At 65.8% G+C, this 21,347-nt stretch carries 16 protein-coding genes; 5 read left to right on the top strand and 11 right to left on the bottom strand.

The genetic code is table 11. The features are described from left to right. Positions 1–17 precede the first annotated feature (17 nt). From hemG to hemF, 3 genes are all read right to left on the bottom strand, one after another. On the bottom strand, positions 18–1,391 hold the full coding sequence (hemG, locus tag ESB00_RS12055; RefSeq protein WP_129047932.1) for a protoporphyrinogen oxidase: 1,374 nt from the start codon (positions 1,389–1,391) through the stop codon (positions 18–20). A gap of 75 nt (positions 1,392–1,466) precedes the next feature. After that, positions 1,467–2,492 (bottom strand): uroporphyrinogen decarboxylase, encoded by a 1,026-nt coding sequence (hemE, locus tag ESB00_RS12050; protein ID WP_129047931.1) that lies wholly within the window; start codon positions 2,490–2,492, stop codon positions 1,467–1,469. An 80-nt stretch (positions 2,493–2,572) separates the two neighbouring features. Next, positions 2,573–3,511: an oxygen-dependent coproporphyrinogen oxidase gene (gene hemF / locus ESB00_RS12045; RefSeq protein ID WP_129047930.1), complete on the bottom strand. Its 939-nt coding sequence runs from the start codon at positions 3,509–3,511 to the stop codon at positions 2,573–2,575. A gap of 123 nt (positions 3,512–3,634) precedes the next feature. Here hemF and ESB00_RS12040 point away from each other — a divergent pair, with 123 nt between their 5' ends. After that, positions 3,635–4,663: a hypothetical protein gene (locus ESB00_RS12040; protein ID WP_129047929.1), complete on the top strand. Its 1,029-nt coding sequence runs from the start codon at positions 3,635–3,637 to the stop codon at positions 4,661–4,663. Between the two features lie 103 nt (positions 4,664–4,766). On the opposite strand, the gene ESB00_RS12035 is transcribed toward ESB00_RS12040, so the two are convergent. From ESB00_RS12035 to ESB00_RS12025, 3 genes are read right to left on the bottom strand one after another with little or no spacing between them, the layout of a single operon-like run. After that, positions 4,767–5,177 (bottom strand): hypothetical protein, encoded by a 411-nt coding sequence (locus ESB00_RS12035; protein ID WP_129047928.1) that lies wholly within the window; start codon positions 5,175–5,177, stop codon positions 4,767–4,769. A gap of 1 nt (position 5,178) precedes the next feature. Beyond that, positions 5,179–5,409, bottom strand: coding sequence for a VF530 family protein (locus tag ESB00_RS12030; RefSeq protein WP_129047927.1), 231 nt, complete (start codon positions 5,407–5,409; stop codon positions 5,179–5,181). After that, positions 5,406–7,091 carry an energy transducer TonB gene (locus ESB00_RS12025; protein ID WP_129047926.1) on the bottom strand — a complete coding sequence of 562 codons (1,686 nt, stop codon included), beginning with the start codon at positions 7,089–7,091 and terminating at the stop codon, positions 5,406–5,408. Before ESB00_RS12025 ends, ESB00_RS12030 begins: the two co-directional genes overlap by 4 nt. A 149-nt stretch (positions 7,092–7,240) precedes the next feature. Here ESB00_RS12025 and ESB00_RS12020 point away from each other — a divergent pair, with 149 nt between their 5' ends. Further along, entirely contained in the window at positions 7,241–10,684 is a 3,444-nt protein-coding gene (locus ESB00_RS12020; protein WP_129047925.1) for a pyruvate carboxylase, read from the top strand. 137 nt (positions 10,685–10,821) lie between these two features. On the opposite strand, the gene ESB00_RS12015 is transcribed toward ESB00_RS12020, so the two are convergent. From ESB00_RS12015 to ESB00_RS11995, 5 genes are all read right to left on the bottom strand, one after another. Beyond that, positions 10,822–12,315 (bottom strand): SLC13 family permease, encoded by a 1,494-nt coding sequence (locus ESB00_RS12015; protein ID WP_129047924.1) that lies wholly within the window; start codon positions 12,313–12,315, stop codon positions 10,822–10,824. 6 nt (positions 12,316–12,321) lie between these two features. Next, on the bottom strand, positions 12,322–14,097 hold the full coding sequence (gene glnS / locus ESB00_RS12010) for a glutamine--tRNA ligase (RefSeq protein WP_129047923.1): 1,776 nt from the start codon (positions 14,095–14,097) through the stop codon (positions 12,322–12,324). A 188-nt stretch (positions 14,098–14,285) separates the two neighbouring features. Further along, positions 14,286–16,013 (bottom strand): hypothetical protein, encoded by a 1,728-nt coding sequence (locus tag ESB00_RS12005; RefSeq protein ID WP_129047922.1) that lies wholly within the window; start codon positions 16,011–16,013, stop codon positions 14,286–14,288. Positions 16,014–16,089: 76 nt separating this feature from the next. Beyond that, a complete protein-coding gene (locus ESB00_RS12000) occupies positions 16,090–17,811 on the bottom strand; it encodes a putative manganese-dependent inorganic diphosphatase (protein WP_129047921.1) in 1,722 nt (573 codons plus the stop codon). Between the two features lie 99 nt (positions 17,812–17,910). Then, positions 17,911–18,645 carry a type II secretion system protein gene (locus ESB00_RS11995; RefSeq protein ID WP_129047920.1) on the bottom strand — a complete coding sequence of 245 codons (735 nt, stop codon included), beginning with the start codon at positions 18,643–18,645 and terminating at the stop codon, positions 17,911–17,913. Between the two features lie 129 nt (positions 18,646–18,774). On the opposite strand from ESB00_RS11995, the gene ilvE reads away from it, so the two are divergent. The 3 genes from ilvE (at position 18,775) to ESB00_RS11980 (ending at position 21,346) form a co-directional block, all read left to right on the top strand. Beyond that, complete coding sequence (ilvE, locus tag ESB00_RS11990) at positions 18,775–19,641, top strand: branched-chain-amino-acid transaminase (RefSeq protein ID WP_129047919.1); 867 nt, start codon at positions 18,775–18,777, stop codon at positions 19,639–19,641. Between the two features lie 116 nt (positions 19,642–19,757). Then, entirely contained in the window at positions 19,758–20,267 is a 510-nt protein-coding gene (locus ESB00_RS11985; protein ID WP_129047918.1) for a UvrB/UvrC motif-containing protein, read from the top strand. Beyond that, complete coding sequence (locus tag ESB00_RS11980; RefSeq protein WP_129047917.1) at positions 20,264–21,346, top strand: protein arginine kinase; 1,083 nt, start codon at positions 20,264–20,266, stop codon at positions 21,344–21,346. Before ESB00_RS11985 ends, ESB00_RS11980 begins: the two co-directional genes overlap by 4 nt. Position 21,347: the final 1 nt, after the last annotated feature.

Raw genomic sequence — 21,347 nt, 5'->3', positions numbered from 1 at the left:
TGGAAACTTGCTACTTGTTACTTGTCCAAGGCTCGCTCCGCCAGCCGCAGCCCCGATTTCACGCAATCCGGCACGGAGATCCCGTCGCGGGCGTTGCCGCCGATGAAAAGGCGGGCGTGGCGGTTCTCCAGGGCGGTGAACTGCTCCTGCCAGCGTTCGTAGCCGAGGACGTATTGCGGGATGGCGCGCGGCCAAAAGGTATGACGGAGAAACACGGGCGCGCCGCTGACGCCGGCCAGATCGCGCAAATCCTGGTCGATCTTGGCGAGCAGTTCCGACGACGTCAACCGCGCCAATTCGGGCTGGCGCATACCGCCGATGAAGACGGTGAGCGCAACGTGGCCGTCGGGGGCACGGTTGGGGAAGAGGGTTGAGGAAAACAGGATGCCCAGCACGTTGCGACGCTCAACCGCGGGCACGAGTCCGCCAAAGCCGTCGAGCGGATGTGCGACCTGGTCGCGACGGTAGCCGAGGAACAGCGAACTGACGGGCGGGTGGGGGATGTTTTCCAGCGAAGCGAGCGGGCGCTCGCCGAGCGTGCCGATAGTGAGCTGGGCCAGCGCGCCGGCCGGCGCGGCCAGCACGACGGCGTCGAACTCGCCGGACTGGGTCTGGCCGTCCTGTTTCCAAACGAGGCGGTGCGGCTGGCCGGGGAGCAGGGTTTCGACCGCGGCGTTGAGCTTGAGCGAGCCGGCCGGGAGTTTCGCGGCGAGGGTGTCGGTGAGCGTCTGAAGCCCCCCGGTGAAAGAAACGATGGGCGGGATGCCGCCTTCGCCGGCGGCCTTGCGGGCCTTGGCGCCGGCCATCATGCCGCGGATCAGCGAGCCGTGCGAGCGTTCGGCCTCCCAGAGCATGCGGAAGGAATGGCGAACCGAAAGTTTCTCCGGATCGCCCGCGTAGATGCCCGCGACGAGCGGGTTGACCGCGTAGTCCACGAGTTCCTGCGTGAAGTGCGAGCGGACGAGTTCGGCGAGGCTGAGGTCGGTGGTGCGCACGCGCGGGCGGCTGAACATTTCCAGCGGCAACGAGAGCTTGGTGCGCAGGCCGAAAAGCGACGTCTTGAGGAAGGCCGGCGGCGAGGATGGCACCTGCACGAACTTGCCGCCGCGGACGACGAAACGGCGCTTAGCGAGCGGGTTGGCGGGCACGACGGACGATTCCAATCCGAGGTCTGAGACCAGCTGCTTGATGTCCTTGCCGTATTGGAGGGAGTTGGGGCCGGACTCGTAGAGCCAGCCCTCTTCGGCGGTGGAGCGGATGGAACCGCCGGGCTGGGGGCCCTTTTCGAAGACGGTGACGCGGCAGCCGCGCCGGGCGAGGTGGAACGCCGCCGTGAGGCCGGTGATGCCGGCCCCGACGATGGCAACGTGCGTGGAAGTTGCGTCGGACATCGGATTAGCTCCGAGGATACTCAAACCATGACCCGGGGACTGCGCAAATCTTGGCCATGGTTGCGCCGATACGGGTCATTTCCAGCGGGTGACCGTGTCCACGAGGGCTTCCATGCACTCGATCTTGGCCTGGGGCATGATGCCATGGCCGAGGTTGAGGATGTGGCCAGGGGCGCCGCGCAGGGATTCGAGCAGGCGGGTGGTCTCGCGACGCACGATGTCGGGCGTGGTGTTCATCAGCACCGGGTCGAGATTGCCCTGCAAGGCGATGTTGGCCGGCACGAGGCGGCGCACGACGGACAGATCGGCCGTCCAGTCCACGCCGAGCACACGCGCGCCGCTGAAGGCGAGGTCGGTGAGCTGGGAGTTGACGCCCTTGGCGTAGAGGATGATCGGGAAATCCTTCGGCAGGGCCGCGATGATCGCGCGCATCCAGCGGAGCGAGGCGGCCTCGTAATCCTGCCCCGCGATGATACCGCCCCACGAGTCGAAGAGCTGGATGGCGTCGGCGCCGCAGCGGATCTGCATCTGGAAATACTCGATGAGCGCGGCGGTGAGTTTTTCCATCAGCGCGTCGAAGAACGGCCGGTCGGTGTAGAACAGCTCCTTGATGCGGACGTAATCGTCGGAGCTGCCGCCCTCGACCATGTAGGTGGCGAGCGTCCACGGGGAGCCGCCGAAGCCGAGCAGGGCGCGCTCGCCTTTGAGCTCGGCCTTCACGCGCGCCAGGGCCTTGCCCACGTAATCGAGGCGGAACTGCACGCCCGTCGGGTCGAGCCGGTCGAGCTGCGCGCGGGTTTCCAGGCGGAATTCCATGCCGATGCCGCCGCCCTCGCGGAACTGGTATTTCTGTCCGAGCGCCTCGGGGATCACGAGGATGTCGGAGAAGATGATGGCCGCATCGAGCGCGAAGCGGCGGAGCGGTTGGAGCGTGACCTCGGCGGCGAGTTCGGGCGTTCGCACCATTTCGACGAAGGAGTGCTTGCCCTTCAGGGCGCGGTATTCGGGCAGGTAGCGGCCGGCCTGGCGCATCACCCAGACGGGCGGGCGGTCGAGCGGTTGGCAGGCGGTGGCGGCGAGGAATCGTTCGCGACTGGTCATGAGGTTATTGGCCACAAAAAGGCGCAAAAAGCCACGAAAAGGAATGGTTTGTTTTCGTGTATTCTCGTGCCTTTTCGTGGCTATTCATCCGCCCAGTTGCGCGGTTGGAGGAACACGTCGTAGAGCCGGGCCTCCGGCGTGCCGGCGTCGGGTTTCCAGTCGTAGCGCCAGGCGACGAGCGGAGGCAGGGACATGAGGATGGATTCGGTGCGTCCGCCGCTCTGCAGGCCGAAGTGCGTGCCGCGGTCCCAGACGAGGTTGAACTCCACGTAGCGGCCGCGGCGGTAAAGCTGGAAGTCGCGCTCACGTTCGCCGTGCGGCGTGGCTTTGCGCTTTTTCACGATGGGCAGGTAGGCGGGGATGAAGGCGTCGCCGACCGCCCGCATGAGCGAGAAACTCGCCTCGAAGCCCGGGGCGTTGAAATCGTCGAAGAACACGCCGCCCACGCCGCGCGGCTCGGCGCGGTGTTTGAGGTAGAAGTAATCGTCGCACCACTTCTTGAAGCGCGGGTAGTGCTCCCCGGTCGCAGCCTGCGCGGTGCGATGCCAGTGAACGCAGTCCTCTGCGAAGCCGTAATAGGGCGTGAGGTCAAAGCCGCCGCCGAACCACCAGGTCGGATTTTCGATTTTTGATTTTTGATTTTCGATTGGTCCACCTTGGTTCGCCGCCGCTGCCGTCGTAAAGAAGCGCACGTTCATGTGCGACGTGGGGACGTAGGGGTTGCGCGGATGGATCACCAAGGATACGCCTAGGGCATGAAAGGCTTTGCCGGCGAGTTCAGGGCGGCTGGCGGTGGCGGAGGGGGGCAGCGAGGCGCCGGAAACGTGGGAGAAGCCGACACCGGCCTTCTCGAACACCGCGCCCTCGCTGAGCACCCGTGAACGGCCGCCGCCGCCTTCGGCGCGGGTCCAGGCATCTTCCCTGAAGCGGGCGCGGCCGTCCTCCATTTCCAGGGCGGCGCAGATCGAGTCCTGCAGGGCGAGCAGGTAGGAGCGGACGGCGTTCAGATCGGGCGGCATGGCGGTCAAAGGCCCCAATCAGCCACAAAGCAGATGGAAAATACATGCCAAATCTGCGCTGCGGCGGAACCGGGTGAGGCGGGACCGGTCCCAAAGATGGCCTTTTCACCCCAACCCTTCCCCATGAAAACCTGCGTCCGCCTCGGCGCGATGGTCCTCGTCCTCAGCCTCGTCGGCCTTTTCGCCGGCTGCGCCAGTCAGTCCTCGGCCTACCGCCGCCAAGCTGCCGACGACTTCGAAATTGTCGAGACCTCCACCAAGCGCACGTTTAGCGACCGGGAGATGGCCTACCTGCGGGCCAAGGCCATTGAATACCTCAACCGCGAGGGTCAGACCGGCAGCGGCGACTACTACCTGAAGATCAATCTGGCCGAGGAGGCGGGGCAGCCGAAGGATGAATGGGTGGTCGTGCGTTACTCGCGCTTCCCGGAGGCGGAGGTCCGGATGGTGGCGTCCTATCCCAGCACCTCCTATCCGCTCTATCCGCGCTATTCCTATGATTATTCGCCTTTCGGGTGGTTCGGTTTCAATGCCTTCACTTTCCGCTACTACGACGATCCCTACTACGGCTATGGCAGCTATTATCCGTCGTGGACGTATCCGCACTACACCGGCAACTGGCGGCATCCGGACCGCCGGCCGGATCATCGGCCGGATCGCGATCCGCCGACCACCGACGGCCGGCCCAATGGCGCGCTGAAGCCTTCCTACGTGCCTTCCCAGGGCGATCGCACCCGCTGGAGCGGCAACAACCGGGACAACGACAACCGGGGACGTGATCGCGGCAATCAGACCTCGAACAACGGTGGCACCCGCCCGAACTGGCGCGATCGCGACAACCGGTCGGATGCGCAAAACACGGGCAGCACTTACTCTCCGTCATCGAACTCCGGTTCGAACCGACCGGCCACGCGTTCAGATTTCCATCGCGACCGCAGCACCTCGGGGGACAATTCTTCGAACCGTGGGCGCGATTATTCGCCGCCGCCATCGTCGCAATCGTCCACCGCGACGGAGAGCCGTTCCTATTCTCCGCCGGCTCCCAGTTACACGCCGCCGCCCAGCTACAGTCCGCCGGCTTCCTCCGAGTCCTCGCAACCGGCCACGCGTTCCGTCCTGCACGACGGCGGACGCACAGCGCGGGAGCCGTGAAGCTGCGGGCGGCGCGATTTCGGAAAGTCCGGGTTACCGCCAGGTCGGGTCCCAATTCCCGGGGCGAGGGCGCCCCGGTTCCATCCCGAGCCACCCACCACGCTCACCTTTTCAGTCTGAGCTTGGTGGAGGGTTTCTTCCGCTTTCGGGGCTGCGGCGTGATGCCGATCCGCGGGTCACGCCGACGGGCCAAGGCAACGAGCTTGGTGGCGGTCGCCTCAAAGGCATCGGCCGTTTCGGGCAGGTAGAGCCATTTCGGCAGGATCGGGTGTGGTGTGAGGGCAGCGAACTCCGTCTGCAGGGCCGCTTGGCGTTCGTGGCTCGTGCAAACCAGCACGCCACGCCAAGGCTCTTCGCCGGCGCTGAAGCAGAGCACCATCTTGCCGTCCAGATACACGGCTCGGGCGCCAAACATGGAACGCAGCACAAAGGTCGCGTCGTCGGCGAGCGGCTCCCACAGCCATTCGTAACGGTGGGGTAGGCGGGCGGCGGGCGGTTGGCGGGACTTGAGCATGTCAGGACCGGCGGCTCAGGTGCTCGCGATAGAGCGCCTCAACCTCCTGTCGCGCCCAGGGGGTGCGGCGCAGGAACTTCAGGCTGGAGCCGATGCTCGGCTCAAAATTGAAGCAGCGGATGCGCACACGCCGCCCCAGTTCGGCCCAGCCGTAGGCGGCTTCGAGTTCCGTGAGGATTTTCTCGAGGGTGACTCCGTGCAGCGGGTCCTTGGATTGGTGGGGCGTGGTCATCGGTCGCGGAAGCGCAGGCGGGTGACGAAGCTCCAGTCGCCGGCGACATTCTGGATCTTGATCAAAAGGTGGTTTTTGCCGGCCTTCAGGCGCAGCGGCACGATGTCGTCGTCGATGCGGCTGATGCGGCGCGTCCAGCGGTCGTTTACGAGTTCGCCGTTGTGCCAGACCTTCAGGCCGTCGTCACTGCCGATGCCAAGCCAGGCCTGGGTGTCGGCCGAGACCTCGATCTCGGTCCACGCGTAGCCGACGCAGTATTCCGGCCGCGGGTAGATGCCTTCCTGCAGGTTGACATAGCCGTTCTGCGACTGGATCGCCTTCCAGGCATAGGCCTTGCCGTCCACGATCTGGGCCTGTCCGTCCACGGGCACAACGTTCGCGGCGCCGGTCTCGCCGAAGAAATCACTGTTGAACGCGCTCTCCTGCGAGGCACGGGAAACGCGCCGGTCAGAGACCTCGAAGGCACGCAACACGACCCGCCCGTCGGGACCGACGCTTTCGATTTCGCTGAACTCCTGTTCGTTGACCGGGATCGGCCCGAGGGTTTTCCAGGCCAGCAACGGCACTTCGCCCCGGATGCTGCGGTCGAGCCATGCGAGGTCGGCGTCGGCCTGCGGAGTGGCGGGCGGGACCTCGAGCACGTAATCGCTGGTGGAGGCGACGGCTTGGCCCCCGTTCATGGCGGGCAGGAACATGGCGCGTTTCAGCGCGTCCGTGAGCGGGCCGGCCAGTTTCGCGGGCACGGCGGCGTCGGGTTGCAGGGTGGCGGCGGTAACCTTGCCCTCGGCGTCGATTTCGAGCTTTGCGGTGACGCGACCGACGCCGCGCTGGCGCAGCCCGTCGGCGCGGAGGGGATTGCCAATGAGCTCGGGGCCGGTGTCGGTGCTGGCGTAGGCAAGGGAGCGCACGGCGCGGCCGTAGTGCGCCCGATCGGTCCAGGCGCGGCTGTTGAGCGGGCTGGCGGCCCAGACCAGATCGGATAGGTCGTCGATAAACTTCCGGATGGCCGCAAGGTTGAGCGGACGGGCCCACAGCAGCAGGTCGCCGTCACGCGTCATGACGACCATGGCCGAGCCGTCCGGCGGAGCCCGGCGGGTGAGGGTGGGCATCTCCGCCTGACGTTTGAAATCGGTGACCAGCCACGGAGTCCAAGACTGGATGGTGACCCGCTCATGCTCCTGCTCGTTGTGCCACATGCCATAGAAGACCGTGGCCGTGAGACCGGGATAGACGTTTTGCAGCCGGTTATGGATCGGCACGAGATTGTTCGAGAGCATCCAGGTGCCTGAGTCGCCGTGGTAGCCGTAGATGACGACGAGCAGCTCAGGCTCGGGCCGGTCCGAGAGGTCGGCCGGGATCATGCGGCGATATTGGTATTCGAGGCGTTTCAAGGCGCCGTTGAGTTCGCGGGTCGCCGCGCTCTGCGCTTCCGACCAACGGGTCGCGCGGGCCGGACGGCTGGCCAGGACTTGGTGGAAACGCTGACATTCCTCGATTGAGAGCGCGCGCAGCGGCACGCGCTTGAGCACCGGGTCGGTGGTGCGAAACAGCGCGAGCGAGCCAAAGATCGCGGCCGGTTCGCCCTGGAAACGGACGCCATCGGCATCGGGCCAGTCGGTGGTCGCGCCGAGGCGCGCAACGCTGACGAAGATCAGCAGGACAAGCAGGAAGCGGGGTGACACGCCGCCATTGCTGCACGATGCCCGCCGGATGTGAAGCCGGTTTCCGGGCCAGGCGTCGGCGGTTTCAAATTAGGACTGTCCGGCAACCTCTGCAAAGTTGACGCCGTCCGCCGCGCCCGCCTTTGTGCAGGCAGCTTTCTACCCCACGCATGACCAAGCTGCTTGTTGCCAACCGGAGCGAGATCGCCATCCGCGTCTTCCGCGCCGCCACCGAACTCGGCATCCCGACCGTTGCCATCTATGCCCACGAGGACCGCCTCGGCGTGCACCGTTTCAAGGCCGATGAGGCCTACCTGATCGGCGCGGGCAAGGGCCCGGTCGCGGCTTACCTCGACATCCCCGGCATCGTGGCGCTGGCCAAGGCCAAGGGCGTGACGCACATCCACCCGGGCTACGGCTTCCTGTCGGAGAACGCCGCCTTCGCGCGCGCCTGTGCCTATGCGGGCATTACCTTCGTCGGTCCGCGGCCTGAGCTGCTCGACATGATGGGCGACAAGACCGCCGCCCGCGCGCTCGCCCAGAAACTCAGCGTGCCTGTGCTGCCCGGCACCGAGGAACCGGTGAGTGACCCGGCCGAGGCCATGAAGCTCGCGCGCAAGATCGGTTTCCCGCTCATTATCAAGGCGGCCTTCGGTGGTGGCGGACGCGGCATGCGCGTCGTGCACAAGGAGGAGGACTTGCGCGCCCGCCTCGACGAGGCGCAGGGCGAGGCCGCCACGGCCTTCGGCAACCCGGCCGTCTTCCTCGAGAAGTTCCTCCCGCGCGCCAAGCACATTGAGGTGCAGGTGATCGGCGACCGCCACGGCAACGTCCTCCATCTCCACGAACGCGACTGCTCCGTCCAGCGCCGTCACCAGAAGGTCATCGAGATCGCGCCTTCCTATGGCCTGCCTGAGCAGGTGCGCAAGGAGCTCTGCGAGTCGGCCGTGCGGCTGGCCAAGGAGATCCGTTACGACAACGCCGGCACGCTCGAATACCTCGTCAACGCCGACAACCCGGCGGAGTGGTATTTCATCGAGATGAACCCGCGCATCCAGGTGGAGCACACGGTGACGGAGATCGTCACCGGCGTGGACATCGTGCGTTCGCAGATCCTCATCGCGCAGGGCCACACCCTGCACGGCCCGGAGCTGGACCTGCCGGTGCAGGCCGAGGTGCCTCGCATCGGCTACGCGGTGCAGGCCCGTATCACGACGGAGGATCCGGCGAACAAGTTCACGCCCGACTACGGCAAGATCGTCAGCTACCGCAGCGCCGCCGGGCTCGGCATCCGCCTCGACGGCGCGATGGGCGACACGGGCAGCGTCATCACGCCGTTCTATGATTCACTGTTGGTGAAACTGACCGCCTTTGGTCCTAAATGGGGCATCGCACTCCAGCGCATGGACCGTGCGCTGAAGGAATTCCGCATCCGCGGGGTGAAGACCAACATCCCGTTCCTCGAGAACGTGATCACGCATACCGACTTCAAGTCCGGCGCGGTCACCACCGGGTTCATTGACCACAACCCTGGGCTCTTCGAGTTCAAGCAGCGCCGCGACCGCGCGACCAAGGTGCTGGCCTTCCTCGGCGACATTGTCGTCAACGGCAACCCGCATGTGAAAGGCCGTCGCCCGGCCAAGGTGCCCACGCAGCCCGCGGCGCCGTCGTTCCCGCCCGAACTGCCGCCGCCGGCCGGTTCGCGCCAGCTTCTGCAGAAACTCGGGCCGAAGAAGTTCGCCCAGTGGGTGCGGGCCGAGAAGCGCCTGCTCGTCACCGACACGACCATGCGCGATGCCCATCAGTCGCTCATGGCGGCCCGCGTGCGCACTTACGACATGCTCCGCGTGGCCGATGCCGTCGCCCGCCGCACGCCGAACCTCTTTAGCCTCGAGTGCTGGGGCGGCGCGACCTTCGACACCTCGATGCGCTTCCTGCGCGAGGATCCCTACGAGCGTCTGTCCGCACTGCGCTCCCGCGTGCCAAACATCCTGTTCCAGATGCTGCTGCGCGGCGCCAACGCTGTCGGCTACAGCTTCTATCCCGACAACGTCGTGCGCGGCTACGTGAAGCACGCGGCCGCGGCCGGCGTGGACCTTTTCCGCGTCTTCGACTCGCTCAACTACCTGCCCAACCTCTACGTGGCCCTCGACGCCGTGCTGGAGACGAACGCGCTCGCGGAGGCGGCGGTCTGCTACACCGGCGACCTGCTCGACCCGAAGCGCGACAAATACTCGCTCAAATACTACGTGCAGATGGCGAAGGACCTTGAGAAGCGCGGCGCCCACCTGCTCGCGATCAAGGACATGGCCGGTCTGTGCAGGCCCTACGCCGCGGCGAAGTTGGTGAAAACCCTGCGCGAGGAGGTCGGTCTGCCGATCCATTTCCATACGCACGACACCAGCGGCATCGCCTCGGCCTCGGTCATTGCCGCGGTGGACGCAGGCGTGGACGTCGTGGACCTCGCGCTCGCCTCGATGTCGGGCTCGACCAGCCAGCCCAACCTCAACTCGATCGTCGCCGCGCTCGCCCACACCAAGCGCGACACAGGGTTGAACCTCGACACGCTCAACGAATTCTCCGGTTACTGGGAACAGGTGCGCGACCTCTACGCGCCGTTCGACTCGGCTCCCCGGGCCGGCAGCGCCGAGGTTTACCAGCACGAGATGCCCGGCGGCCAATACACCAATCTCAAGGAGCAGGCCGCCTCGATGGGTCTCGGCGCCCGCTGGCCCGAGGTCGTGCGCACCTACGCCGAGGTGAATCTGCTGTTCGGCGACATCGTGAAGGTCACGCCCTCGTCCAAGGTGGTCGGTGACATGGCTCTCTTCCTCGTCTCACGCGGCATCAAGACCGCCGACGTGGTCAACCTGGAGCCCGGCTCGATGCCGTTCCCGGCCTCGGTCGTGGACATGCTGGCCGGCGAACTCGGCCAGCCTCCCGGTGGCTGGCCCAAGAAGCTGCAGAAAGTCGTGCTCGGCGCCCGCCAGCCTCGGCGCGGACGTCCCGGTGCAAACCTGCCGCCCGTCGACCTCGAAAAGGAAAAGGAGGCGCTGCACAAGAAGCTCAAGATCGAGGTCGGCGACGCGGCGCTCTACAGCCACCTGATGTATCCCGAGGTGTTCGCCGACTTCGCGAAGTTCCAAGTTACCTACGGCGACGTCAGCGCCGTGCCTACGCGGGCATTTCTCTACGGGCTGTCCGTCGGCGAGGAAATCACGGTCGAGATCGAGGAGGGCAAGACGCTCTTCATCAAACTCATCAACGTCAGCGAAGTGGACCGCGACGGCTTCCGCACGCTGAACTTCGAGCTGAACGGCCGTCCGCGCGAAACCCGCGTCGCCGACAGGTCAGTGGCCACTCCCGCCAAGGTTCGCACCAAGGCTGATCCGGCCGACGCGCTCCAGATCGGCGCGCCGATTCCGGGCCTGGTCACCGCGCTCGCCGTCAGTGTCGGCGCCAAGGTCACCAAGGGCGACAAGCTGCTCACGCTCGAGGCCATGAAAATGCAGACCACGCTCTACGCCTCCGCCACCGGCATGGTGAAAGAGGTCCTCGCGTCCGTCGGCGACACCGTCGAAAGCAAGGACCTGCTCGTGCGCTTGCAGGCCTGAGGTGTTTGGCGGACAGCCTGTGGAGGCGAGCTTGCCCGAGGTGTTGAAAGTCCAAACGCGTCGGCAAGCCCGCTCCCATGGTCTGAAGCCGGTTCAGCTGCAAAATCCGGTCTGGCCGGGAAGCCGCTGGCGGCTGGTCAAAGTTTGAATACCCAGCGGCCGAGCGTCCACATGAGCACAGGCAGCAGAAGCGCGAAAGTGAGGTTCATCCAAAGACCGGCGCGCACCATGCGGGGCAGCGGCACGAGGCCCGAGCCGTAGGCGATGGCGTTGGGCGGGGTGCCGACGGGCAGCATGAAGTCGGCACTCGCGGCCAGGGCGACGGGCACGCACAGCAACAGCGCCGGCTGGCCGACGGCGAGCGCCAGTGCACCGGTGACCGGCAAAAATGCCGTGGCGGTGGCCGTGTTGCTGGTGAGCGCCGTGGCGAAAATCATGACCAGGGTCACAAGAAATACGACCGCCAGCGGTGGCCAGCCGTTCATGCCCTCGAGGGCCTGGGCGAGCGCGAGCACGAGGCCCGTTTTTTCCAGTGCAGCGGCGAGGCTCAGGCCGCCGCCGAACAGGATAAGCACGTCCCAGGGCAGCTTCCTCATGTCGGACCAGCTCAGCACGAACCCTTGGCCGCGTCCGGCCGGGATGAAAAACAGGAGGAGCGCCGTGCCCATGGCGATGACCTCATCGGTGAGCAGCGGGCCGAGCGGCGGGATTCCCTTCCAGAACTCGCGGCTGATCCAGAGCGTGACCGCGAGCACGAAGGCACCGGCGACCGTCCATTCCGCCCGGCTCAGCGGCCCGAGTTTGGCGCGGGCGGAGGCAATTTCATCGCGCACGCCGGCCGAACCACTCGCGGGCACGCGGAAACTGAGGCGGGTGAGGATCAGCCACGCCACGGGCAGGGCGAGCAGGATCAGAGGCACGCCCAGCATCATCCACTGGCCGAAGCCGATGCTGATCCCGTGTGAGCGTTCGAGGTAGGCCTTGAGCACGGCATTGGGCGGCGTGCCGATGAGCGTGCCCATGCCGCCGATGTTGGATCCATACGCGATGGCCAGGACCAGGGCGGCACCGGTCTCACCTGCACCGGATCGAACGGCGGAGGAAGATTGCAGGAGGGAGTAAACGCTGACGCCGATGGGCAGGAGCATCATCGCCGTGGCGGAGTTGCTTGTCCACATGCTGATGAACGCACCGGCGCACAGGAAACCCAGGACAAGCGAGCGCGGGTTCGTGCCGACGGTGGCGATGATCGCGAGTGCGAGCCGCAGGTGCAGGCGGCAGCGCTCCATCGCCAGCGCGAGCATGAAGCCGCCCATGAAAAGGTAGATGACGGGATCGGCGTAGGGCGTGGCGGCCTGCCGGATAGGCGCGATGCCGAGCAGGGGCAGCAGGACCAGCGGCAGCAACGCGGTGGCCGGGATGGGCGCGGCCTCGGTCACCCACAACACGGCCATCAGGGCCGTGAGCAGGGCGACCTTGGTGGCGGCGGCGTCCAGCGTCCCGAGCGGCGGCAAAAATAGCATGGCCGCGAAAAGAACGGCCCCCAGACCCGCGCCGATGCGCTGTCGGAGATCGTAACCGGTTTCCGAGGTGTCCGGGGGCGCGGAACGGGGAGCCGGGCTGGGGTCCATGGCGGGCTATTTCGCCCAGGTGTCCTTGAGCGTGATGGTGCGGTTGAAAATCAGGCGCGAGTCGGGGGCTGAATCCTTGTCCAAGGCGAAGTAGCCGAGGCGCTCGAACTGGAAGCGGTCGGCGGGCTTGGCGGTGGCGAGGGAGGTCTCGAGCCTGGCGGTCACGATCTCGAGCGACTTCGGGTTCACGACCTTGAGGAAGTCCTCCTGCGCGGCGGGCTCGGCCACCGTGAACAAACGGTCGTAGAGACGGACCTCGGCTTCGATGCAGTGCGAGGCGCTGACCCAGTGAATGGTGCCCTTGACCTTCTTGTCGGCGTTGGGCTGGCCGGAACGGGTGTCGAGCTGGGCCGTGCAACGGAGCTCGGTGATGGTGCCGGTGGCGTCCTTCACGATTTCGTCGAGCTTGATGATGCAGGCGTATTTCAGGCGCACCTCGCCGCCGGGTTTCAGGCGGAAATACTTCGGCGGCGGGACCTCGGCGAAATCGTCGGACTCGATGAAGACCTCGCGCGTGAGCGCGACCGGGCGCGTCGTGGGATTTTCGTCCTGCGGGTTGTTGGTGGCGGTGCACTCGACGACCTCGCCGGGCTGGAGGTTGGTCAGCACGATCTTGATGGGCTTGAGCACGGCCAGCCGGCGGGCGGCCGTGGCGTTGAGGTCGTTGCGGACAGCGTTTTCGAAGACGGCGGCCTCGGTGAGGGAATCAAACTTGGTGACGCCAACGCCGGTGACGAAGGTGCGGAGCGCGCTGGCGGGGATGCCGCGGCGACGCAGGCCGGAAATCGTGGGCATGCGCGGGTCGTCCCAGCCGGTCACGACCTTCTCGTTGACGAGCTGGAGGAGCTTGCGCTTCGACACGAGGGTGTAGGCGAGGTTGAGTTTCGCGAATTCGTATTGGTGCGGAAGGGCGCGGGGCAGGCCGAGGGAATCGAGCACCCAGTCGTAGAGCGGGCGGTGGTCCACGAACTCGAGGGTGCAGATGGAGTGTGTGATCCCCTCAAGGTAATCGCTCAGGCAGTGGGCATAGTCGTAGAGCGGGTAGATGCACCACTTGTCGCCGGCGTGGTGATGGGCGACGTGGCGGATGCGGTAGAGGAGCGGGTCGCGCAGCCACATGTTGGGCGAGGCCATGTCGATCTTGCTGCGCAGCGAGCGCGCGCCGTCGGGGAACTCGCCGGCCTTCATCCGCTGGAACAGGTCGAGGTTCTCGGCGACGGAGCGGTTGCGGAAGGGACTGTCCTGACCCGGGCGGTCGGGCGCGCCGCGGTATTTCTCGGTGTCTTCGGGGCTCAGGTCGCAGACGTAGGCCTTGCCGCGGCGGATGAGTTCGAGGGCGTATTCGTAGAGCTGGTCGAAATAGTCGCTCGCGAAAAATGCCTCGCTGTCGGCGCCGGGTGCGACCGGTCCGAGGTAGTAATCCGGCTGGCCGTTGCTGGTGACCTTGGCCGGATGCGCGCCCTTGGGCTTGAAGCCGAGGCAGTGGTCGGCCCAGCCGGCAACGAGCCACTGCACGTCGGTGGTGATGGACTGCACGTATTCGACATCCTCCTTGACGGGATTGGTGTCGTCGAAGCGCAGGTTGCACTGGCCGTTGTGCTCGCGGGCGATGCCGAAGTTCAGGCAGATGGATTTGGCGTGGCCGATGTGCAGGTAGCCGTTGGGCTCGGGCGGGAAACGCGTGACGATCTTGGCGTAGCGTTTTTCGGCAACGTGGCCGGCGACGATATCGCGGATGAAATCGCTGGGCGCAGGCGCGGGAGTGGTGTTCTCGACGGACATTCGCACCCATGAAAGGGCCAACCGCCCCGGCAAGGCAATGGCGCAGTTGGGATCGGTCGGGGCCTTTGGTTTTCCGGCTGGGTTGCCGTGCAGGGGCGTTGACTGCGCCGTCCTCGTGCATGAGGTCGGCCCAAGGGCCGACCCTTGTTGCTACATTCGATCAAGCTATCGGGGGCTTTCCGTGGGAACTACTTCAGTCCGGCGCCGGCCGGCAGGAGCGACAGGAGGCTGTTGAACTGGGCTTTGGTGGCTTCGTCGGCAGCGAAACGCAGGCCGAGACGCGCAATGGCGGCGGCGGTGTCCGCCGCGCCGATGCGGTGGTAAAGCAGGGCGGTCTGGTGAAGCAGGGCGCTATTGCGGGGGAAGCGCCGCACGCCTTCGTCGAGCACGGCGAGGTGCTCGGGTTTTGGGGCAATGGAACTGGCGGCCCAGGCCTCGGCGATGGTCTCGTATAGTTCGGGTATGGGAGGCGGTAAACTGCGGGCCTTGAAGAGGGGGCCAAGCACCGCGGCGAGCTGTTGCTGGGTAAGCTTGCCGTCTGGGCCCGGGTCGGCGCGGAAGGCGGCGAGGCGGTTGCGGGCCTGGCGGACGAAGGCGGAGGGCCGCGTGACACCGGCCTTGATTGCCTCGTCGGCGAACTTGGCGGCCATCTCGGGGTTGGGCACGGTGGCGGAAAGGCCGGCGAGCAGCGCGGGCTCGCGACTGCCGCGGCGATAGGTGTTGCGATATTCGGTGTAGGCGGCCTCGGGGTGGCCGGCCAGCTGGAGCGTGTCGCCCTTGATCAGTCCGACCTGGGTGGCGGAGGCCACGGTGAGCTCGATGTCGGCCGTGGTGAGGCGGTCGCCGGCCTGCAGGTTGTATTGCTGGTATTTGTGGCGGGTGTGGCGGAGGTAGCCGTTGAGCTCCTCGACCATGCCCTTGTAGCCCGTCTTGAAGCATTCTTTGAACAGCTCCTCGCTGAGCGGCTCCTGCACGAGGCGGCCGACGAAGGTGACCAGCGCTTCCTTGTGGCGGAGATTCGCGCCAAACATGCAGTAGTGGACGAAGGCGTAGGCCTGCTTGGCCCAGAGGTTGTTGCCCAGGGGAGTGCGGGCGATTTCGGAGTCTTCGCTGACGGCGAAGAATTCGTCCAGCGGCATGAGCCGGCGGAACTGCAGCACGGCGTTGAACGGACGCTCGCCCACGACGGCGGTGGGAGCGGCGGCATCGGCATCCTCGCCGGGTTCGAGCGGGGAAACGCCGGAGACATCGCCCTTAAAGGTGTCGATTTTGCCGTAGATCAGGCGACGGTCATTCAGTTCCACGTCCATGATGATCTGGGCGAGACCTTCCTTGAGCCAGGCAGGGATGCGGGCTTCGGACTGGCTCAGCAGGTAGTGGATGTATTCGCGGTAGAGTTGGCGGTAGTGGTCCACTTCATACTCGGCCGCGGAGGAGGCGGCGTTGAGCGTCGCCATCGGATCAAGGATGCTCATCCGGGTGGTCTCAAGATCCACGACGATGGCGATCTGCTCGCGATTGCGCAGGAAGAGACTCGGCAGGGGCGCGTCGGCGTTTTTCAGACTGTTCGGGATGAAGGCATCGTAACGGCCCTTCTCACCGCAGAGCACCAAGGTTGAGGCGGCGAGCGGCTTGATGGGCGCCGGCCAGACGAGTTTCACCGCCTGCCGGAACTTCTGAAAGTCCACGAGCAGGCGCTTGATGTCGCGCTCGTTTCCGCAGGCGAGGATTTCGAACGAGTCGAGCCGGGTGTGGTGCCATCGTTCCAACTCAGGCAGGTCGGCGGGCTCGTTGACGGTGAGCTTGGGCAGCTCGAAGATCGGCTCGGTGGCGGGAAGATCTGCGCCCGATTGGGCGTCGAGGACACCGGCGGCGATAAACGGCAGGGCGGCAAGACGGAGAAGGAGGCGGCGCATGCGCGGGTGGGGCTGGGAGAACGTAAAACGAGACGGCCGGCGGGAACCCCGGTTACGCACGCCGGGGCTAAGCGGTTCAGCGCGTAAAGGGCGCGCCGCTCCGGTTGCGGGTGCCGGGTGACACGTCGTCGTGGCTCATCGCCTTCAGCACGTCGGTGAGGTAGGGGATGAGCTGCTTCTTGCGGCTGACGACGCCGGGCAGGTCGAAGATCTCGTCCTGCTGCACATGGGCATAGGAGATGCGGCGGATGAACTCAGGGTCGCCCTTGGCGAGCATGAGCGAGTTCTGGGTGTTGATGTCGGTGACCAGCAGGGCGGCGAAGGCCAGCCGCTCGGTCGCGCGCAGATCGGCGAGCGCCTGGGAGAGTTGCGTGGCGTGCTGCCAGAAGTTGTCGAAACCGAGTTCCTCGACCTGGGAGACGGCGAAGCGCACGCCCTCCTCGGCATAGACCTTGAAGTCGGAGCGCACGACCTTGTCGGCGGGGTTGGCGAGAATGACGGAGCCCGAGCTGAAGATGAGGTGGGCGAGTTCCTGCGCCTTGATGTCGGCGTGACTTTGGAGCCAGTTGAGCACGTCGGCGTCCTTCGGCGTGGAGGTCGGGCTCTGCAGCAGCAGCGTGTCGGAGATGAGGCCCGACATCATGATGCCCGCGAGGTCGGCGGAAGGTGCGATCCCATGCCGGCGGAAGTGGTCGGCGACGATCGTGCAGGTGGAGCCGACGGGCTCGTTGATGAACAGAATGGGCTGCGAGGTGGCGACCGGCCCGAGGCGGTGGTGGTCGAGGATCTCGGTGATGACGACCTCGTCGGCGCCGGGCACCGCCTGGGTGAGCTCGTTGTGATCCACGAGCACGAGGCGCGTGGGCACGGGCTTGAGCAAGTCGGACTTGGTGAGGATCCCCTGAAGCAGGTTGTCCTCGCCGGTGACCATCATGGCGTGCGGGGAGAATTGGGAGAATTTCCGGCGCACGTCCGCGATTCGGGCCTCGGCGTTGAGCGAATTGAAGCGACGGTCGGCCAGCTTGCCCACGGTCGAGGCGGTGCGGACGAACCAGGCGGTGGTGGCGGTGTCGTGCGGGCTGGAGATGAGGCCGACGCCGCGCTCCTTGGCGAGGGAGACGATTTCAGGGTCAACGGGGAGGCTTCCCGTGATGACCAGCGCGCGCACGCCGAGCTCGATGCTGCGATGCTGGATGTCGCGCCGGTCGCCGACGATGATCAAGGATTGGGCGGCGGAAATCTGTTCGCGTTCCGAGATGGACCAGAAGGTGCGGACATCCATCGCGCCGATGCGGACGTAGAGGTCCTCAATGCGGTTCTCCTCGGCGGTGTGGAGCACGGCGCCCTGCAGGGTGCGGGCGATGCGCGCGAGGCTGGTGCGGACCTGCCGCATGGCGCGGGGTTCGTCGAGGCGGGGGATGAAAAAGTGGCCGAGCTGGGCGAGGGTCAGCGAGCCGACGGCCTTGTTTTGGTCGGAAACCACCGGCACGTAGGTGATGCCGTGGCGGTCGATCAGGCTGAGCGCCTCGGCGCAGGTTGCCTCCTCGTGCACGACCAGCGGCTCGTAGGACATCATATCGCGCACGCGCGGATAGACGTCGCTCAGATAGTGGGGCAGGGGGGTGTGGAACCGTTCGAGGATGGCATCGATGCGGGCGTTGGAGTTGCCGCAGCGGGCCGCCAGGTAGCCATGTTCCCCGCGCGCCTGCTTGAAGGCGGCATAGGCGATCGCCGAGCAAATGGAGTCGGCGTCGGGATTGCGGTGGCCGATGACGTAAATGGGGTTGGCGGGGGCCATGGTGTGGTCCGGCCAGACTGGGCCGCGCCTGCTCCGGGGGGAAGAAAAAAGCCCGGCTGCATGAGGCAGCCGGGCCGGACTGGGAGAAGCCTGTTCTACTCAGGGCGCGAGACCGGCCGTGCCGGTGAGCGATCCGATGGTTGTGCCACCCGACGGGGTCGTCGCATAGATGCGCGCCGATACCGGTATGGCTTGGCGGATGTTCGCGCCCTTGGTGCCGTTGGTGAGCGTCAACTGGGTGTCGGTGGCGCTGACGTTGGGGTAGAACTGGATGTTGCCCCCCAGGAAGGCGATGTGGCCGCCGGTGTCCTTGTAGGCTCCGCTCGTGGTGTCCCATGCGCCCGAGGTTTGCAGTCCGCGGGTGAAGGCCACCGGCGTGTTGGCGCTGTCGCCCATGCGCAGACCGCCGACGAATTCGAAGCTCAGGGTGCGAGCGCCGAAATCGGTGGCGATGGTGGTGGGGCTGGCGGGTTGCACGACGGAGGCCGGGGCGCTGCCGCTGTAGAACGGGTCGTTCTTGGCGAAGTAGAACGCGGCGTCGGTAACGATGCCACGTTGTGCCAGGATGCCCGCCCATGCGTAGGGACCGGATCCCAGGTTGGGGTATTGGGTGGCGATCACCGCAGGGTCGGGGAGCCGGTCGTTGTTGTCCGCGGCATAAATGCTCGCGGCTTTGACGACCTCGCGGAGGTTGTTGGCATCCACCGTGCGTTGGGCGGTCTCGCGGACCTTTCCGATGGTGGGGAATATCAGGGCTGCCAGGATGCCGATGATGGCAATAACCGTGAGCAACTCGATGAGCGTGAAGCCGTGAACGGCTCGATACGGGCGCATATACTTACTGGGGTTGGAGGTTTGCGGCCCGTGCGCCGTCACAGTCTCCCGTCGGAGGAGCGGATACAAGCCCATTCTCCCATCCCGGGACTCGACAAGCGTCATAGCTTGGGGTCACATCCGGTCACCATGGTCGTTTACTTTGATGGCAAATACGTGGACTCCAACGATGCGAAGGTTTCGGTCTTCGATCACGGCCTGCTTTACGGCGACGGAATCTTCGAGGGCATCCGCATCTACGGCGGCAACGTGTTCCGCCTCGACGAACACCTCGAGCGCCTCGAGCTGTCGGCCCGCGCCATCATGCTCACCATCCCGCAGTCCCGCGCCGAGCTGGCCGAGGCCGTCTGCGAGACCTGCCGTCGCAACCAGCTTCAGGACGGCTACATCCGTCTCGTGGTGACCCGCGGCGTTGGCGATCTCGGCCTCGCACCTTGGTCCTGCGCGCATCCCACGACGTTCATCATCGCCAGCAAGATCTCGCTCTACCCGCAGGAGTATTACGACAACGGCCTGAGCATCGTCACGGTGCCCACCCGCCGCATCGCGCCCGACGCGCTGCCGCCGACCGTGAAGTCGCTCAATTACCTCAACAACATCCTCGCCAAGATCGAGGCCAAGCAGGCCGGCGCGCTTGAGGCCATCATGCTGAACCAGCAGGGCTACGTGGCCGAGTGCACGGCGGACAACATCTTCGTCATCTCCAAGGGTGAGATCATCACCCCCGCCTCCACCGCCGGTGCGCTCAAGGGCATCACTCGTGGCACGATCTTCGATGTGGCCAAGGCCATTGGCGTCACCATCCGCGAGGCCAACCTCACTCGCTACGATGTCTGGTGCGCTGACGAATGTTTCCTCACCGGCACCGGCGCCGAGGTCATCCCGGTGGTGAAGCTCGACGGCCGCGTCATCGGCACCGGCAAGCCCGGTCCGATCACGGCCCAGGTGCTCGTCGGTTTCCGTCAGCGTGTGCTGGTCGAAGGCACCCGCATCTGACGGCCTCCGCGCTTGCTTCGGGCTGCGCAACGGGCACAGTTTTTGCAGAAGGAAGGGCCAGTCCGGCGCATTTGCGTTTCCGGGCCGCGGCGCTTATCCTGCCTTAACCTTTTTCCATGGCCAACTCTCTCAAGTGCGACCTCTGCTCCAAGCCCGCGACCGTCCATCTCACCCAGATTGTTAACAGCAAGATACACAAGGTGGACCTCTGCGAGGCGTGCGCGCAGGCCAAGGGCGTAACCGATCCGAGCGGCTTCTCGCTGGCCGATCTGTTGCTGAAGGCCTCGCTCAACCCGGAGCCGGCCGGCGACGCCAAGTGCTCGGCCTGCGGCTTCACGCAGCAGGACTTCAAGAAGACCGGCCGCTTTGGCTGTCCGGAGTGCTACTCGCACTTCAGCCGCCTGCTCGATCCGATGCTCGACTCGATGCACAAGGGCAGCGCCCATACCGGCAAGATTCCGCAGAAGGCCGTCACGCGCCGCTCGCTCTACGAGCGACTCACCCAGCTGGAGACGGAGCTCGACCAGGCCATCAAGGCCGAGCGTTACGAGGATGCCGCGCGTTACCGCGACGAGATCACGCAGGTCCGCCAGGCCGCCGGACGCAAGGAGGAGGCGGGCAAATGAAGATCAACGAACTCATCGACTCTCCCTCCGAGCTGACCGACACCGCCGCCAGCAAGAGCGCCGTCGTGTTGATGACGCGGATCCGCCTCGCGCGCAATCTCGCCGCCCAGCCGTTCCCCGGCTGGGCCCGTGAGGCGCAGAAGAAGGAGATTCGCGACCAATGCATGCAGGCCGTCGCCGCCTTGCCGCAGATGAAGCGTGGCCTCGCGATTCCCGTGGAGAGTCTCGACGAGCTGCAAAAGCAGATCTTGGTGGAGCGCCATCTGATCAGTCGCGAGCTTTGCCACGCCAAATCCGGCTCGGGCATCGTCATCAGCAAGGACCAGTCCTGTGTCGTCATGGTCAATGAGGAGGACCACCTGCGCATCCAGGTCCTCCGCGCCGGCTTCCAGTTCAAAAAGGTCTGGAACACGATCAACGCACTCGACTCCGACCTGGAGGAGCACCTCGACTTCGCTTTCTCGCCCAACCTTGGCTACCTCTCCGCCTGCCCCACCAACCTCGGCACCGGCATCCGCGCCTCGGCGATGATGCACCTGCCGGCGCTGGTCATCTCCAGCCAGATGGAGAAGGTCGTGCGAGCCGTGAACCAGCTCGGCATGGCCGTGCGCGGCCTGTTCGGCGAGGGCTCCGACGCGAGCGGTAGCATCTTCCAGATTTCCAACCAGACGACGCTCGGCGAAAGCGAGGAGGAGATCATCAAGCACCTGCACGGCGTGCTGAACACCATCATCGAGCAGGAACTGAATGCCCGCGAGAAGCTGATCGAGACCGACCCGAACAAGCTCTTCGACAAGATCGGCCGCGCGTTCGGCATCCTCCAGAACGGCCACCTGCTCAACTCGGGCGAGGCCATGAACCTGCTGTCGCTCATCCGGCTCGGCATCGACTTCGGCGTCTTTGCCGACACCCAGCGGGCCGTCGTGGACCGGCTGTTCATCGAGTGCCAGCCCGGCCACGTCCAGCACGCGGCCAAGGGCTCCTTCGATCCCAATCAGCGCGACGTGCTGCGGGCCAGCCGCTTGCGGTCTGAATTTGCCAAATTGCCCCCGCCGGACTTCACTTCCGCCGCCAAGTAAC

It is taken from the genome of Oleiharenicola lentus (assembly GCF_004118375.1).
Lineage (GTDB): Bacteria > Verrucomicrobiota > Verrucomicrobiia > Opitutales > Opitutaceae > Lacunisphaera > Lacunisphaera lenta.
The sequence above is the reverse complement of the archived record's forward strand: the minus strand, read 5'-3'. Positions and strand labels throughout refer to the sequence as shown.

Coding starts and splice junctions, on each gene's coding strand:
- ESB00_RS12015 (WP_129047924.1), bottom strand. CDS start 12,315: ATGGACCCCAGCCCGGCTCCCCGTTCCGCGCCCCCGGACACCTCGGAA.
- hemG (WP_129047932.1), bottom strand. CDS start 1,391: ATGTCCGACGCAACTTCCACGCACGTTGCCATCGTCGGGGCCGGCATC.
- glnS (WP_129047923.1), bottom strand. CDS start 14,097: ATGTCCGTCGAGAACACCACTCCCGCGCCTGCGCCCAGCGATTTCATC.
- hemF (WP_129047930.1), bottom strand. CDS start 3,511: ATGCCGCCCGATCTGAACGCCGTCCGCTCCTACCTGCTCGCCCTGCAG.
- ESB00_RS12035 (WP_129047928.1), bottom strand. CDS start 5,177: ATGCTCAAGTCCCGCCAACCGCCCGCCGCCCGCCTACCCCACCGTTAC.
- ESB00_RS11985 (WP_129047918.1), top strand. CDS start 19,758: ATGGCCAACTCTCTCAAGTGCGACCTCTGCTCCAAGCCCGCGACCGTC.
- hemE (WP_129047931.1), bottom strand. CDS start 2,492: ATGACCAGTCGCGAACGATTCCTCGCCGCCACCGCCTGCCAACCGCTC.
- ESB00_RS12040 (WP_129047929.1), top strand. CDS start 3,635: ATGAAAACCTGCGTCCGCCTCGGCGCGATGGTCCTCGTCCTCAGCCTC.
- ESB00_RS11980 (WP_129047917.1), top strand. CDS start 20,264: ATGAAGATCAACGAACTCATCGACTCTCCCTCCGAGCTGACCGACACC.
- ESB00_RS12000 (WP_129047921.1), bottom strand. CDS start 17,811: ATGGCCCCCGCCAACCCCATTTACGTCATCGGCCACCGCAATCCCGAC.
- ESB00_RS12005 (WP_129047922.1), bottom strand. CDS start 16,013: ATGCGCCGCCTCCTTCTCCGTCTTGCCGCCCTGCCGTTTATCGCCGCC.
- ilvE (WP_129047919.1), top strand. CDS start 18,775: ATGGTCGTTTACTTTGATGGCAAATACGTGGACTCCAACGATGCGAAG.
- ESB00_RS11995 (WP_129047920.1), bottom strand. CDS start 18,645: ATGCGCCCGTATCGAGCCGTTCACGGCTTCACGCTCATCGAGTTGCTC.
- ESB00_RS12020 (WP_129047925.1), top strand. CDS start 7,241: ATGACCAAGCTGCTTGTTGCCAACCGGAGCGAGATCGCCATCCGCGTC.
- ESB00_RS12030 (WP_129047927.1), bottom strand. CDS start 5,409: ATGACCACGCCCCACCAATCCAAGGACCCGCTGCACGGAGTCACCCTC.